Origin of the sequence: Rhodococcus koreensis (assembly GCF_900105905.1) — a bacterium.
GTDB classification, from domain to species: Bacteria; Actinomycetota; Actinomycetes; order Mycobacteriales; family Mycobacteriaceae; genus Rhodococcus_F; species Rhodococcus_F koreensis.
In genome coordinates this window covers 1,813,430-1,828,507 of record NZ_FNSV01000005.1, presented here as the reverse complement: position 1 = coordinate 1,828,507, position 15,078 = coordinate 1,813,430, and the positions used below count along the sequence as shown (strand labels likewise).

Annotated in this window: 15 protein-coding genes and 1 riboswitch; of the genes, 10 read left to right on the top strand and 5 right to left on the bottom strand. The window is 69.3% G+C overall.

The window, feature by feature from the left end:
- The first annotated feature begins 103 nt into the window (after positions 1-103).
- On the top strand, positions 104-442 hold the full coding sequence (locus BLV94_RS13305; RefSeq protein WP_244163586.1) for an RDD family protein: 339 nt from the start codon (positions 104-106) through the stop codon (positions 440-442).
- A complete protein-coding gene (locus BLV94_RS13300; RefSeq protein ID WP_015889975.1) occupies positions 429-1,088 on the top strand; it encodes a response regulator in 660 nt (219 codons plus the stop codon). Before BLV94_RS13305 ends, BLV94_RS13300 begins: the two co-directional genes overlap by 14 nt.
- Before the next feature lie 12 nt (positions 1,089-1,100).
- Here the strand turns inward: BLV94_RS13300 and BLV94_RS13295 are convergent, their stop codons facing one another.
- Positions 1,101-2,312 (bottom strand): serine/threonine-protein kinase, encoded by a 1,212-nt coding sequence (locus BLV94_RS13295; RefSeq protein WP_072945797.1) that lies wholly within the window; start codon positions 2,310-2,312, stop codon positions 1,101-1,103.
- A 211-nt stretch (positions 2,313-2,523) separates the two neighbouring features.
- Here BLV94_RS13295 and BLV94_RS13290 point away from each other — a divergent pair, with 211 nt between their 5' ends.
- The 8 genes from BLV94_RS13290 (at position 2,524) to BLV94_RS13255 (ending at position 9,399) form a co-directional block, all read left to right on the top strand.
- Positions 2,524-3,363: a hypothetical protein gene (locus BLV94_RS13290; RefSeq protein WP_143051490.1), complete on the top strand. Its 840-nt coding sequence runs from the start codon at positions 2,524-2,526 to the stop codon at positions 3,361-3,363.
- Entirely contained in the window at positions 3,360-4,913 is a 1,554-nt protein-coding gene (locus BLV94_RS13285; protein WP_072945802.1) for a DNA polymerase Y family protein, read from the top strand. Before BLV94_RS13290 ends, BLV94_RS13285 begins: the two co-directional genes overlap by 4 nt.
- A 164-nt stretch (positions 4,914-5,077) precedes the next feature.
- Positions 5,078-5,461, top strand: coding sequence for a VOC family protein (locus tag BLV94_RS13280; RefSeq protein ID WP_015889979.1), 384 nt, complete (start codon positions 5,078-5,080; stop codon positions 5,459-5,461).
- A gap of 40 nt (positions 5,462-5,501) precedes the next feature.
- On the top strand, positions 5,502-6,287 hold the full coding sequence (locus BLV94_RS13275; RefSeq protein WP_072945805.1) for an alpha/beta fold hydrolase: 786 nt from the start codon (positions 5,502-5,504) through the stop codon (positions 6,285-6,287).
- 92 nt (positions 6,288-6,379) lie between these two features.
- The gene (locus BLV94_RS13270) at positions 6,380-7,354 is read left to right on the top strand and encodes a R2-like ligand-binding oxidase (RefSeq protein WP_072945806.1); all 975 of its coding nucleotides are present in this window, start codon (positions 6,380-6,382) and stop codon (positions 7,352-7,354) included.
- A gap of 35 nt (positions 7,355-7,389) precedes the next feature.
- Positions 7,390-7,902: a hypothetical protein gene (locus tag BLV94_RS13265; RefSeq protein WP_072945807.1), complete on the top strand. Its 513-nt coding sequence runs from the start codon at positions 7,390-7,392 to the stop codon at positions 7,900-7,902.
- A 10-nt stretch (positions 7,903-7,912) separates the two neighbouring features.
- Positions 7,913-8,491, top strand: coding sequence for a YdeI/OmpD-associated family protein (locus tag BLV94_RS13260; RefSeq protein ID WP_072945809.1), 579 nt, complete (start codon positions 7,913-7,915; stop codon positions 8,489-8,491).
- 29 nt (positions 8,492-8,520) lie between these two features.
- Positions 8,521-9,399, top strand: coding sequence for a sucrase ferredoxin (locus BLV94_RS13255; RefSeq protein WP_072945812.1), 879 nt, complete (start codon positions 8,521-8,523; stop codon positions 9,397-9,399).
- A gap of 5 nt (positions 9,400-9,404) precedes the next feature.
- Here BLV94_RS13255 and BLV94_RS13250 read toward each other — a convergent pair whose 3' ends face one another.
- The 4 genes from BLV94_RS13250 to BLV94_RS13235 all read right to left on the bottom strand — a co-directional run bounded on the left by BLV94_RS13250 (position 9,405) and on the right by BLV94_RS13235 (position 14,802).
- A complete protein-coding gene (locus BLV94_RS13250) occupies positions 9,405-11,399 on the bottom strand; it encodes an SDR family oxidoreductase (RefSeq protein WP_072945815.1) in 1,995 nt (664 codons plus the stop codon).
- A gap of 49 nt (positions 11,400-11,448) precedes the next feature.
- On the bottom strand, positions 11,449-12,231 hold the full coding sequence (locus BLV94_RS48710) for an IS630 family transposase (RefSeq protein ID WP_208613706.1): 783 nt from the start codon (positions 12,229-12,231) through the stop codon (positions 11,449-11,451).
- Positions 12,120-12,590 (bottom strand): helix-turn-helix domain-containing protein, encoded by a 471-nt coding sequence (locus tag BLV94_RS50000; protein WP_072951821.1) that lies wholly within the window; start codon positions 12,588-12,590, stop codon positions 12,120-12,122. Before BLV94_RS50000 ends, BLV94_RS48710 begins: the two co-directional genes overlap by 112 nt.
- Before the next feature lie 91 nt (positions 12,591-12,681).
- Entirely contained in the window at positions 12,682-14,802 is a 2,121-nt protein-coding gene (locus BLV94_RS13235; RefSeq protein WP_072948960.1) for an MMPL family transporter, read from the bottom strand.
- 93 nt (positions 14,803-14,895) lie between these two features.
- Positions 14,896-15,036: riboswitch (cobalamin riboswitch) on the top strand.
- Positions 15,037-15,078: the final 42 nt, after the last annotated feature.

Here is a 15,078-nt window from a genome sequence, read left to right as displayed (position 1 = left end):
ACCCGAGTGCACTGAACGGCACTCAGCATGAACGGCATGCTCGGCTCCTACGTGCAGGAGGAGACCGTGGGCACACCGAGGTTCGGCGACGCCGTCGTCGAGTGTGGCCGGGGGGACTGCGGGGCTCGCCGCGGTACCGGCGTGGATCGTCGTCTCTTTCGCCCACCGGACCGTATTCCAGGCGCGATTCCATGCGACGTTCGGCAAGTGGATGACGGGTCTGTGCGTCGTGCGGCCGGAGGACGGAACGTGGCCGAGCTTCGGATATCTGGTGAAGGCCTGGTTCCGAAGTGTCTTTGCCATCGTCGAATCGGATATCGCCACGGACGGCGAAGACGGGATGCCCGCGGTGGTGCGGCGATCTGGTGAATCGTGCGACACGCTCTACAGTGGGGTGACACTACCGCCCACGCCGAGGAACAGCCGCAGTGACCTTGCCTGAAACACCCCCGTACCGTGTCTTTCTCGTCGACGATCATGCCGTGTTCCGCTCCGGTGTCCGCGCCGAGCTCGGTAGGGAAGCGGACATGGAGGTGGTGGGCGAGGCGGGCGGTGTCGCGGAGGCGGTGTCCGGGATCAACGCCACCTCGCCGCACGTCGTCCTACTCGACGTCCACATGCCCGACGGCGGCGGTGTCGCGGTGCTGCGGGGCATCGAGTCGGGTCCGGTGTGCCTGGCGCTGAGTGTGTCCGACGCCGCCGAGGACGTGATCGCCGTGATTCGCGCGGGCGCCCGCGGGTACGTCACCAAGACGATCTCGGGAGCCGAGCTGGCCGACGGCGTCCGCAGGGTCGCCGGCGGTGACGCCGTGTTCAGTCCGCGGCTCGCGGGTTTCGTGCTGGACTCCTTCACCGGACGTTCCAATGCTCCTGAGCCGCAGCTGGATCCGGAGCTGGATTCGCTGACGCCGCGGGAGCTGGAAGTGCTGCGCCTCCTCGCCCGCGGTTACACGTACCGCGAGATCGCCGAGGAACTGGTGATCTCGGTGAAGACGGTCGAAACGCATGCGTCGAACGTGCTGCGGAAGACGCAGCAGTCCAACCGGAATGCGCTCACGAGGTGGGCGCACCGCAGGCGGATCGACTGACGTCCCCGGGGGTCAGGGCTGCGCGAGCAGGACGATCACGGCCACGAGCACGGCCAGGATCAGGATCGCGACCATGACACCCATGGCGATCGGCGCCCACGCGACCACCTGGTCGCGGACGGTGGGGGCCGGCGAACCCGGAGCGGGTTTCGCCGGGCGCGGAGGCCACTGCAACCGGCCGAGCGGACGCGGCACGTTTTTGAGCGGGGTGCTCTGATGCACGGCGGGCAGACCGGCCTGCGTGGAACCGACCAGTTTGCCGCGGCGCCGTGAGTCGGGCAACGGTGTCGAACGGTGAGCCCACGCCGGGATGGTGCCGTCCGCGGAATAGACGGGCGAGCCGACGAGGTGCGCGACGTTGCCGTCCCCGGCCATGGCCACCCGGGCCAGGGCGTCGCGGGCCTCGGCCATCGTCGGACGACGCGCCGGGTCGGGTTCGAGAAGATGCAGCAGCGTGTCGGTGAGGGGTCCGGCCTTGCTCGGTCGGTAGATCTCGGCCTTCGCGACCCGGTGCAGGAGTGCGATGGAATCGGAGTCGATCCCGAACGGCGGCTGCCCTTCGACGACGGTGTACAGCGTGGACCCGAGCGAGAAGACGTCGCTGGCCTCGGTGGGGTCCTGGCCGCGGGCGACCTCGGGGGAGAAGTACGCGGGCGTGCCGGTGATGACCCCGTTCGCGGTGTCCGCGGAGTCGCCCTTGGCCCGGGCGATACCGAAGTCGCTGATCTTGACGGTGCCGAGTTCCCGGCCGCGGTCGGCGACGAGGATGTTGCCCGGCTTGATGTCCCGGTGCACGATCCCGGCGGCGTGGGCGGCGGTGAGCGCGTCGGCCACCTGCGCGCCGATCTGGGCGACCTCGAGCGGGGGCAGGGTGTCGGCGATGTTCATCGCCTGGGCGAGGCTGCGGGACGGCAGGTATTCCATGACGAGCCAGGGCTCCCCGGCCTCGAGCGCCACGTCGTACATCGCGATGGAATGCCGGTGCGCGAGTTTGGCGGCGTTGCGGCCTTCCCGCATGGTGCGGTCGCGGACCCGGCGGGCCTCGTCGGGGTCGAGTCCGGCTGTCGTGGTGACCTGTTTGATGGCGACGTCGCGGTGCAGCAGGGTGTCCCGTGCGAGCCAGACCGCGCCCATTCCGCCGCCGCCCAGTTTGGACCGCAGGCGGTACCTTCCGGCCACCAGGTATTCGGGTCCGATGCCCCTTTCGCTCTGCTCCTGCTCCATCACGCGTTCAGGTTAGAGGATTGTGCGGACACGGGACGCGCGGCCGTCCTGACCTGGTCGTTCGGGGTCCACTTGACGGGCCTGCACGGACCCGCTTTACTGAGAACGGGTTCGAAAATACGTTCGAACAAAGCGTTTGTTCGAGCCGCGTCTTCCCCGTGGTTGCCGACCGCTGTTGGTGCCGAGTGTCAGGGGTGTCGAGTTGGTTGAAGTGGCCGGCGAGCCGGGGTTGCCGGTGCCGGGGGCTCCCGAGTTGTCCGGGCTGTCCCGGCAGGAGCGTCTGGACTACCTCCGGCGACGGATGGCCACCGTTCCCGCACGCGGGGAATCGGTGGCGAGCCGGGCCCCGGTGGAGGGCGGATTTCCTGCGACGGGCACGTCCGCGGCTCCCGATTCCCACGCCGCCGGGGTGCTTCCGGTTCCGGCCGCGCTGGCAGGCCTCCTTCCCCGGGGCGGGCTGGTGCGCGGTTCGGTGGTGTCGGTGTCGGGTGCCACCTCGCTCCTGCTGGGGTTGGTTGCGTCCGTGACCGCGGGCGGCGGTCACGTCGCGGTGATCGGGCATCCCCGGCTCGGGGTGCTGGCCGCGGTCGAGATGGGCGCGCAACTGGAACGGCTGGCCCTGATCCCGGACCCGGGCGCCGATCCGGTGGAGATCGCCGCGGTGCTGCTGGACGGAATGGACCTGGTGGTGCTCGGGCTGGGAGGGGCGTCGGTGGCGCCGTCCCGGGCGCGTGCGGTGGTGGCCCGCGCCCGGAGCAAGGGGGCGACCCTGGTCGTCACGGACGGGCACTGGGACGGCGCGGAGATGCGTCTGGAGGCGCGGGTGCACGGTTATGCCGGGCTGGGCAACGGATCTCAGGACCGGGGCTGCGGGCGATTGCGGTCCCTCAGCCTGGCAGTGTGCGCCCGGGGGCGGTCGTTCCAGCCGCGCACCACCCGGCTGGACGTGCGGTCGGCGCAGGGCCGGGTGGAATGGGTGAGTGCTCCGGAACCGATGGTGTCCTTCGGGAACGTCCCCTTCCCGGATCCGGTGGAGGTGGTGGGCCTGTGAGCCGGGTGCTGGCGTTGTGGTGCCCCGACTGGCCCGCGGTCGCGGCGGCCGCCGCCGCGGATCTCCCGCCCACCCATCCGGTGGCGGTGACGTCGGGCAACCGGGTGATCGCCTGCTCGGCACCGGCCCGCGCGGACGGGGTGCGGCGAGGTCTGCGCCGCCGCGAGTCCCAGGCCCGGTGCCCCCGGTTGCATGTGGTGGCAGCCGATCCCGACCGCGACGCGCGACTGTTCGAGCCGGTCGCCTCGGCCGTCGACGCGGTGGCACCCGGCGTCGAGGTGTTGCGGCCCGGTCTCGTGGTGCTGTCCGCTCGCGGCGTCGCCCGGTATTTCGGTTCGGAGGAGGCCGCCGCGGAACGGCTGGTGGACCAGGTGTCGGCGGTGGGGGTGGAATGTCAGGTCGGTATAGCTGATCAGCTGTCCACGGCCGTGATCGCCGCGCGCAGAGCAACTTTCGTGCCACCCGGCGAGGGGGCGGCCTTCCTGGCGCCGCTCCCGATGCGGGAACTTGCCGCGGAGCCGAGCCTCGCGGCGCCGCATCGCGGGGAGCTGGTCGATCTGCTGCACCGGCTCGGGTTGCGCACAATCGGTAGTTTCGCCGCGCTGTCGGCGGGCGACGTGGCGTCGCGGTTCGGAACCGATGCGGTGCTGGCGCATCGGGCCGCGCGCGGTGAGCCGGAGCGTCCCCCGTCGGGGCGGTCGCTGCCTCCGGACCTGGATGTCGAGGAACGGTGCGATCCCGTCATCGAACGGGTCGACGCCGCCGCCTTCGCGGGACGGGCGTTGGCGGAGAAGCTTCATCGCACGCTGTCGGACGCCGCGGTGGCCTGCACCCGGCTGTCGATCTCGGCGAGCACCGGCAACGGTGAACAACTGTCCCGGATCTGGAGGTGCGCGGAACCGCTGACCCCCGAGGCGACGGCGGACCGGGTGCGGTGGCAGCTGGACGGGTGGCTGACCGGGCGCAGCGAGAAGCGGCCCACCGCCGGTATCGCCGTCCTGCGGCTCGAACCGGTGGAGGTGGTGGCGGCAGGCGCCCTGCAGTTGGGGCTGTGGGGTGGGGTCGGCGACCAGGACGAACGGGCCCGGCGGGCCCTGGTGCGGGTGCAGGGCCTGCTCGGCGGGGAAGCCGTGCAGGTGGGGGTCCTCAGCGGTGGGCGGGGACCGGCGGAGCGCATCACGTTGCTGCCGTTGGGCGACGAGTTGATTCCTCGCAACGATCCGTCGGAGCCGTGGCCGGGCACGTTGCCGGAACCGGCGCCCGCCGCGGTGCTGACCGCGTATCCGGAGGTGTGGATGTCGGACGAGCGGGGTATCGCTGTGACGGTCACGGAACGTGGTGTGTTCAGCGCGCCTCCCGCGCGGCTGCGGTGGGGGAGCAGAGAGTGGGCGGTGTGCGGATGGGCCGGACCGTGGCCGGTGGACGAGCGGTGGTGGGACCCTCCGGCGGCGCGGACGGCGGCCAGGGCGCAGGTGCTGCTGGAGGAGTCGCGGGCGCTGCTGGTGATCTGCACGGCAGGCCGCTGGTCGGTGGAGGGAATCTACGAGTGACACCTCCATGAGTGACACAGGACGCGCGCAGGCATTGCTTGCGGACCGGCCGTCCGAAATGCTTTGCTGTGCAGAGGGTCGCGTGCCGGTGGCGGACAGCGTCAGGCATGGAGGCCGGCCACAGTCGCGTCGTCGGCTCGTGGCATATCCCGAAAGGGTCGAATGTGACCATTTCCTTTAACCACACCATCGTCGCCGCCAAGGACAAGCAGGAGTCGGCGACCTTCTTCACCACGCTGTTCGGGCTGCCGGACGCCGTGCCCGCCGGACATTTCCTGGCGGTCGCCCTCGACAACGGGGTGTCTCTCGACTTCGCGGAACCACCGATCGAATTCCAGCCGCAGCACTACGCGTTCCTCGTCGGGGAGGACGACTTCGACCGGATCTACGGCCTGATCGTCGAGTGGGGTCTCGACCACTGGGCGGATCCGCGGCAGACGCTGCCGGGCACCATCAACACCAACGACGGCGGCCGGGGCGTCTACTTCCTCGACCCGTCCGGACACTACCTGGAGATCATCACCCGCCCGTACGGGTCGGGCCGGTAGTCCGCGGCCGGGTTGCCGGTGCTCGCTAGTCTGGACTCTCGTGGAGACGAGCAGGACTACCCCGACGCGCACCGGCATCGAGATCGCCTACCGGGACAGCGGTGAGCCGTCGGTGGCGGGGTCGGCGGACGTCCCTCCCGTGCCGGTGGTGCTGGTGCACGGGATGGGCGGTGACGGCGGCACCTGGCACAGATTCGCCCGCGCACTCGTCGCCCGCGGGCGACGCGTTCTCGTCCCGGATCTGCGGGGGCACGGTCGCAGTGCCCGCGCCGCGTCGTACCAGTTCGAGGAGTTCGGCGCCGACGTGGTGGAGGTGTGCGACAACCTGGGGCTGACGAGGGTGGATCTCGTGGGGCACTCGCTCGGCGGTCATGCCGCGTCGCTCGCGGCGCAGGCCCGACCCGGACTGGTCCGCCGGCTGGTGATCGAGGAGGCCCCGCTCCCGTTGCGTCCCGGTGACCCGGAACAGGTGTTCGCGAACCGGCTGCCGTCGCTGCCGGAACTCTGGCACGCGACGACGAGCGTCATCCGGCATCCGCGGGCCGTGTTCGCCTTCGACCGGTCGATGACGGGCTCCGCGATCGAACAGTTCCGCCGCCCGGATCCGTTGTGGTGGGACCGATTGCCGGGCATCGAGGCCGACACGCTCATCCTGCGCGGTGGACCGGGCGGGATGGTCGACCCGCACAAGCTCGAGTCCGCGGTCGCGGCGATACCGAAGTGCCGGGTGGTGGTGTTTCCCGGCGGGCACAGCATTCACCGCGACCGGTACGGCGAGTTCGCGGCGCAGGTCCTGCCGTTTCTGATGCAGCCCCAGGCGAGCTGACAAAAAGTCCGAAAATGTAAACCGCAGCGGCCTCGACAGGACTAGCGTGGAAACGGAAAGAGGGGGCTCGGAACGAGGAAGAAGGACCCACGATGTCGACACTCACGCCCGGACGTCCCTACGCGCCCGGCAGGCAAGGGTTCAGCTCGCTCCGCGACGGGGGACTCAACTGGGACGCGTTCCCGTTGCGGCTGTTTACGAAGGGCAACGCCAAGTTCTGGAACCCCACGGACCTCGACTTCAGCCGGGACGCGGAGGACTGGGAGGGGCTGAACTCGGAGCAGCAGCGCAACTCCACGTATCTGGTCGCGCAGTTCATCGCCGGTGAGGAAGCGGTCACCGAGGACATCCAGCCGTTCATGAAGGCGATGGCCGCCGAGGGGCGTTTCGGCGACGAGATGTATCTGACGCAGTTCTGTTTCGAGGAGGCCAAGCACACCCAGGTGTTCCGGTTGTGGATGGATGCGGTGGGCCTGACCCGGGACCTGCACCCCTTCGTCGCCGAGAACCCGTTTTACCGGCAGTTGTTCTACGAGGAGTTGCCGGGATCGCTGAAGGTCCTCGAGACCGATCCCAGCCCGGCCAATCAGGTGCGGGCCAGCGTCACCTACAACCACGTCATCGAGGGCAGTCTCGCGCTCACCGGGTACTACGCGTGGCAGAAGGTGTGCACGACGCGCGGAATCCTGCCGGGAATGCAGGAACTCGTCCGCAGGATCGGCGACGACGAACGACGCCACATGGCGTGGGGGACGTTCACCTGCCGCAGGCACGTCGCCGCCGACGACGGCAACTGGGGCGTGGTCCAGGAGCGGATGGCGGAGTTGATGCCGTTGGCGCTGGGCATGATCGACTGGGTCAACAAGCAATTCGAGGTCCAGCCGTACGGGCTCGACGAACAGGAGTTCATCGCGTATGCCGCGGACCGGGCGCAGCGCAGGCTGGGGGCGATCGAATCCGCGCGCGGACGCCCGGTCGAGGAGATCGACCTGGACTACTCGCCCGAGGCGCTCGAGGAGAAGTTCGGCGAGGAGGACGCCAAGGCGATGTCCGAGGCCGCCGGCTGAGACACACTGCGCGGTGGCAATGGCAGGATCTGCTCATGGCGCTCACCGCACTCGACCGCAGACTCCTCGGCTGGTCCGCAGCATTCGTGATCTCGCAGGCGAACATCATCCGCCTGCTCGGTCCCGTGGCACCCCGGCTCGCCGAGATCCAGACGGCCCGCTCCGCCCGGGACTACACGGCGATCCTCGACGGAATGACCGACTCCGACACGGCGCGCTACCGCAGCCACTACTACCCGGACTTCGTCCACCCGCTGATCTACGCCGTCGCGCTGCGCACGGGCGCCCGGCGGTTGGCGGAACTGACCCCGCTGTCGCCGAGAACGCGGAGGGTGCTGGCGGCGGTGCCGGTGATCTCGGCGGCGGGCGACTACGCCGAGAACGTCGTCGGGCTATACCTGCTGTCCCACCGTGAGCACATCACCGACGCGACCGTGCGGGCCACCACCGCGGTCAGCGTCACCAAATGGGTGCTGGCGCTCGGTGCGCTCGGGTACCTGTCCCAGGGATTCGTGAGGGTCTGGGCGGGAAAGCTGTTCTCCCGCTAGATTCAGGCGCATGGGTGCTGCCGAGTTGAGCGTCGAGTACTTCACCGGCCAGGCCGAGTTCCGGGAGTGGCTCGCCGCCCATCACGCCTCCTCGCCCGGTATCTGGCTGAAGATGGCCAAGAAGGGATCGGCGCAGTCGTCGATCGACTACGACCGGGCTCTGGAGGTCGCGCTGTGCTACGGCTGGATCGACAGCCAGGTGCGCCGTGTCGACGACGACTTCTTCGTGCAGCGGTTCACCCCGCGGTCGTCGCGGAGTCCGTGGTCCAAGCGGAACCGCGAGTTCGCGGAGAAACTCGCCGAGGCCGGTCTCCTCGAGCCCGCGGGCGTGGCCGAAGTCGAGCGGGCCAGGGCGGACGGCCGCTGGGACCGCGCGTACGCAGGACAGAAGGCGGCGGAGATGCCGCAGGACTTCCCGGACGCCCTCGCGCGGAATCCCGAGGCCGAGGCCTTCTACGCGACACTCGACAGCCACAACCGGTACGCCGTCTACTACCGCCTGCAGGACGCCAAACGCCCGGAGACGCGTGCCCGCCGCATCGAGAAGTTCGTCCAGCAGCTGGCGGAGCGCAGGAAGTTCCACGACTGACCGATTTCCGCTACTGACACAATGGCAGCGTGCCTGACACGATCACCGCCACCTGCTCCGCGCTGTCCGCGACCGACGAACCCCTCGCGGGCACCGCTGCGCACGTCAGGGGCTGGGTGTGCCTGGAATTCCCCGGAGCGTGGGGCCGGGACGTGCTCGACGGCGCGGCGCTCGGCACGGACCTGGCCCGCGAACTCGACGCCCGCGCCGACGCCGCCGGGGTGCGGATCATGTTCATCCGGAGGCCTGGCCGCGGCACCGCGTCACCGGATCGGCGAACGGTGCTGCTGGCACAGTCGCACCCCACGCGGTCGTGGTGCGAGCGGCTCGAGATCGGCTACCCGGAGGACCTGTTCGACCTGGACCTCGGTCTGGTCGCGGGGCCCGCACCCGGTCTGGGCACGCCGGTGACGGACCCCGTCGCCCTGGTGTGCGCGCACGGGAAGAGAGATCAGTGCTGCGCCGTGCTCGGGCGGCCGGTCGCGGCCGGTCTGACCGCGGAGTTCGGCGACGCGGTGTGGGAGTGCTCGCACACGGGCGGGCATCGTTTCGCGCCGTCGCTGATCCTGCTGCCGACGGGCTACACGTACGGCCGGCTGTCGGTGCAGCAGAGCATCGACGCGGTCCGCGCCGCCGCCCGGGGCGAGGTGTACCGGACCGGGCTGCGCGGCCGCAGTTGCTGGGACACCCAGGGGCAGGTGGCGGAACTCGCCGTCCGCGATCTGGTGGACGCCACCGCCGACGAGCTGACGGTGGACGCGAATTCGGTTGTCACCCATCGCGACGGGCGTCGCTGGGTCGTCGACCTCGAGGAGTGGGAACTGCCGCCGCGGCCGGCGAGTTGCGGGGCGGCGCCGAAGCCGGTGCGGCCCGTCATTGCCACCGGAGTTCGCGCCCTCACCCCCTGAGGCGGTCACCAGTGGGTGCCGGGCACCAGCCTTCCGACCTTCCGGGCGGCGCGGCCGAGCACCGACGACGTGTGGTGCCGGGGTTCCGGCGTGCGCCGAGGGGCCGGCGTCGCGTCGTCCGTGCTCGTTCCCTTCGCGGCCGGTGAATCGGGGAACATGCGATACATCTGGTGCATCACGCGGTCCTTGACCGCCGGTGCGAAGACGTGGCCGAGTTCACCGAGCGTGCCGGTCGGGACGTCGATGCGTTTGGGGCGTTCGATCAGCGCACGAACGACCATGGCGGCCGCCTTCTCCGGGGACGTGATCGGCCCGATGTTGTACCGGCCGGTGGGCGCGATCATCGGCGTCTCGACCAGCGGCATGTGGATGGTGGTGAACGTGATTCCGTCCGAGAGGGTTTCGGATGCCGCGACGTCGGTGAATCCGTCGAGGGCCGATTTGCTGGCGACGTAGGCGGCGAACCGCGGGGTCGCGCCCTGGACCCCGGCGCTGCTGATGTTGACGATGTGGCCGAACCGCCGCTCGCGCATCTGGGGGAGGAAGGCGAGAACGAGTCGGACCGCGCCGAAGTAGTTGACGGCCATGGTCCGTTCGAAATCGTGGAACCGGTCCGTGGAGTGGTACAGCCCCCGGCGAATCGAACGACCCGCGTTGTTGACGAGCATGTCGACGTGATCGTGTTCGGCGAGAACGGCTTTGACGGTGTGTTCGACCGACTCGTCGTCGGTGATGTCGCAGGGGTAGCCGTAGGCCTCGCCGCCCGCCGCGCGGATCTCCGCGACGACGGCGTCGAGTTCCGCGGTGCGCCGGGCGAGCAGGATGACCTTCGCGCCCTTGCGGGCCGTCGCGATCGCGGAACTCCGGCCGATCCCGGACGACGCCCCGGTGATCACGACGTGCCTGCCCACGAGCGGTCCGGCGGGGTGGGGCCTGCGCGCCCGGTCGGGGTCGAGGTTCTCGCGCCAGTACGACCACAGCCTGCCGGCGTACGAGGCGAAAGGCGGCACCTCGATGCCGGTGCCGCGCAGCGCCTCCCGGGTGTCGCGGTCGTCGAACACCGTGGGCAGGGTCAGGTTCTCGACGAGCACCGGCGGGATGCCGAGTGCGCCGAGCACGGCCTTGCGGCCCGCGTCGAGGGCGGAGTCGGGGGTGGGGGTGAGGAACGGGCGGACGAGTTCGCCGGGCAGTCCGATCGCGGGGTGCGGTGCGCCTGCCGCCTCGGCGAGCGCGGCGTAGATCTCCCGGACCGGCTGGGGGCGCGGATTGACGAGGTGGAACGTCTGGCCGTCCCGTCCCGGCGCCGTCATCAGTTCCACGACGGCCGCAGCGATGTAGTCGACGGGCACGACGTTGGTCGCGCCGATCCGCGGGACGGCCACGGGCAGCGCGGCGGGGAGTTTCGCGAGCGCCGCGATGGCGGGGAAGAGATAGTACGGGCCGTCGATCTTGTCCATCTCGCCGGTGACCGAACTGCCGACCACCGCGGCGGGGCGGTAGATGCGTGTGCGCAGGCCCTCGGCGTCGCGGACCAGTTTCTCGGCCTCGAACTTGGTGCGGTGATACGGGGTGGGGAAGCTCTGGCCGAGATCGAAATCGGTTTCCCTGAACGGCCCCTCGTGATCTCCCGCGACGGCGATGGAGGAGACGTGGTGGAGAGTCGCATCCAGTTCCCGGGCAAGCGCGATGACAGAACGGGTGCCGTCGACGTTCGTGGCGGCCTGCTCGTCGCCGGCCGTGAGGTCGTAGATCGCGCCGAGGTGCAGGACGTGGTCGGCCGCGGGCGCGGACCCGAGTCCGAGGCCGGGCTCGGTCAGATCACCGATCAGCGGATGCACGCGTTCGCCGCCGGGCATGCTGTCGACGAGTGCCTCCAGTCGCGCGACGGACGCGCGCCGGACGAGGACGTGGATCTCGGCTGATGCATCGCGGTCGAGGATCAGGGGCAGCACGTGCCGACCCAGGAATCCGGTACCGCCGGCGACGAGGTAGGTGGCCATGCCCCGAACTTACTCCAAAGTAAGATGATGTACTAGTAGACCGTCGCCACTAAGTGTTGGGATATAGGTGGCGGAGTTTGATGCGGGCGTCGTCGGTGGTGAAGTGCCACTGGACCTGGCGTTGATCGGCGTTGGTCTGTCGTTGCCAGGCGGCGAGTTCGGCGCCCAGGGTCTCGAGGTCCTCGATGCGACGGTCCAGGCACTGGCGGGTCAGCACCGAGAGTTCGATCTCGGCAATGTTTAGCCACGAGCCGTGTTTGGGGGTGTGGTGGATCTCGAGTCGCTGCGCGAGCGCGAACGCCTCGGCCGGCTCGAAGGCCTCGTAGAGCGATCCGATGCCATGGGTATTGAGGTTGTCCATCACCAGCACCACTGTCTCCGCGTCCGGGTAGTCCACGCACAGAAGCTCTTTGACCTGCCGGGCCCAGTCGATCTTGGTGCGCCGGGGCTGGGCATCGACACGCCTCCAGCCGGCCAGGGGCTCGACCCAGCAGAAGATCGAGCAGGTCCCGTGCCGCACGTACTCCGAATCCTCTCGCCGGTCGCGGCCCGGGGCTGCAGGGATCGGGTCGCGAGCATGGGCCAGCAACTGGTAGGGCTTCTCGTCCATACACACCACCGGGCGTGAGGGATCGTGGGGGCGGGCGTAGACCGACAGAACATCTTCCATCCGGGCTGCGAACTCCGCGTTCGCTTTTGGTGGGATGGTCCAGCACTTCTTCAGGTGAGGACGAAGTTTCGTTTTTTTAAAATCCGGCCGATGGTCGAGTGGTCCAGGTCTGGGATGTCCTCGACCAGGGCGACGTGCTTCTCCAGCAATCGCAGCGACCACCGGGCATGACCCTCCGGCGGCGTCGAGCAAGCCAACGCAATCAACCTGGCCTCGACCTCCCCGGTGATCTGCGACGGCACCGGTGGCAGGTCACGCTGCTTGCGCCCGATCGTGGCCTCCACGTCCTGACCGGTTTCAGCGAACCGCTTGGCCACCAGCCGCACCGTCTCACCCGAGACCCCCAACCGTGCTGCGATCACCTTCTTCTCATCGACCGCCCCGACCGAGGTGTCCAGTGCCAGCAACACCCGGGCCCGCCGGATCATCGAGGCCGGATGCACCCCGGTGGTGGTCAACCGTTCCAAGAACTCACGATCAGCCGAGCTCAACGTCACCGGACGCTTCTTCTGCGAAGGCATTGACAACAGTCCTGACCGGCAGAGGGGAAGGGGAAGTCTGCCGCCACAACCTTGCAACGAAAACAGGCCGGAACTAAGCAGCGACACGCTACTAGTGGCCGAGACCCACCTTGGCGTGCACCTTCTTCATCCAGGCCGGAGCCCACCAGTTGGCCTCGCCCATCAGCTTCACCAGGGATGGAACGAGGAGCATCCGGACCACCGTCGCGTCGACGAGCAGCGCGACGATCATGCCCACGCCGAGGAACCGCATGATCGACAGACCGGAGATCGTGAACGCCCCGGTCACCACCACGAGCAGCAGCGCGGCGGCCGTCACGATCCGGCCGGTGCGCTCGGTGCCGAAACGCACCGCTTCCTCCGTCGTCGCGCCCGCCTCGTGCGCCTCGACCATGCGCGACAACAGGAACACCTCGTAGTCGGTGGACAGGCCGAAGACGACGGCGAGAATGAGGACCACGAACGTCGCCTCGAGCGGTGCCGGACTGACCCCGAGCAGGCCCGCGCCGTGTCCCAGCTCGAAGATCCAGGTGAGCACCCCGAACGTGGCGGCGAGACTCAGCCCCGCCATCGCGACCGCTTTGATCGGCAGCACCACCGAGCCGAACGCCAGGAACAGCAGGACCAGCGTCGAACCCACCATGATCGCGATCATGACCGGCATCCAGTGCACGATCGCCGCGTTGCCGTCGTCGACGGTCGCCTGGCCGCCGCCGACGAGCAGTTCGGTTCCCTCGGGGACGGAGATGGCGCGGAGACCGTCCACCGCCGCGCTCTGGTCGTCGGTGGTCACTCCCTCGGAGTAGACGGCCTGCACCGCCACCAGTTCGCCGTTGGACGCGACGACGGTGGCGGCGCCGATGCCCGGCACCTGGCCGGCGGCCTGGGCCACCGCGGCCCCGTCGGCGGCGGTCGGTGCGGTGCCGTCGGTGCCGCGGAGGATCAGGGTGGCGCCGTTCCCGGTGGTGGGAAATTCGGTGGTGAGGGTGTCGGTGGCGATACGGGCGGGATCGTTCTCGGGCAGCGCCGTATACGTGACCTCGCCGAGTGACGCAGTGAGCAGCGGCGCGGCCAGGACCATCAGACCCGCGACGATTCCGACCGCGATGGCGACCGGCCGACGCATCACCCAGGTGACGACGGAGCCCCAGAACTTGCGGGCGCGCACCTCACCGCGCTGCGCCGCGTCCTTGCGCCAGCTCAGCGCGTTGATGCGGTGACCGAGGATCGCGAGCAGCGCGGGCACCGCGGTGAGGGACAGCAGCGCCGCACTCGCGACCGCGGCCATCGCACCGAACCCGAGCGACTTGATCACGTCCTGCGGAAACACCAGCATCCCCGAGAACGCGCACACCAGAAGCAGACCGGAGAACAGCACGGTGCGACCCGCGGTCAGGACGGTGCGCCGGGTCGCCTCGGCCACGTCGGCGCCGGACTCCAGTTCCTCGCGGAAACGGCCGACGATGAACAGGCCGTAGTCGATCGCGAGCCCCAGGCCGAGCAGGGACGCCACATTGATCGCGAACGAACTGACATCGGTGAACAGGGTCAGCAGGCGCAGCGTCGCGAGGGCGCTGAAGATCGAGAGCAGCCCGACGAACACCGGAACGGCGGCGGCGACCAGTCCGCCGAAGATGAAGACCAGCAACACGAGAGTGATCGGCAGCGCGATCGCCTCGGCCAGCACCAGGTCCTGCTGCAGCCGGTTGTTGAACGCCACACCCACCACCGAGTTGCCCGCGAACTCGGTGTCGACGCCCTCCACCTCGAGCTTCGGCAGCAGATCGTTGAACGTGGCGGCGGTGATCCCGGCATCCGGGTCGACGGTGATCGCGGCCGACGCCTTGGTGCCGTCCTCCGACACCATCAGGTGCTTCCTCGTCGCGTCCGCCGTCCAGTACGACGTCACCGAATACGTCGGCACCTCGGCGGCGAACCGGTCGAGACTCGCGGTGATCTGGGGGCCGATGTCGTCGAGGGTCTTCCCGTCGGGTGCGGTGTAGATGGCGATGATGTCCGGCGTTTGCGGACCCAGATTGTCCTCGACGATTCGCGCCACCTCGGCGGATTCGCTACCGGGGTCGATGAATCCGCCGGAGCTGAGCTTCGCGAACACACCGGTGCCCCACACGCCGCTCACCACAACGGCGAACACGGCGAGGGTCAGGACCCACCATTTGCGTGAAACAACGGTCGAGGCCCAACGTGTCATGCGTCAACTCCGGGTGATCGGGGGCGGTCGGCTGCGACTGCCGACTGTAGTGCGGATCGAGGGATTGCCGGTGGGGGTGTGACGCTGGTCCCGGCAAATCGTGCATACTCGGCAGTGCACTTGCAGTCACACGCACGGGGGAAGCCGGTCCGAATCCGGCGCTGACCCGCAACGGTAGGCCACCAGAGCATTTCGGTGGCGAGCCCGATTACCCGGCGTGTGGTGTGCGACATCCTTTTCGTCGTGGTCTACGAAGCGGAGTCCCGCAGGCGCGCC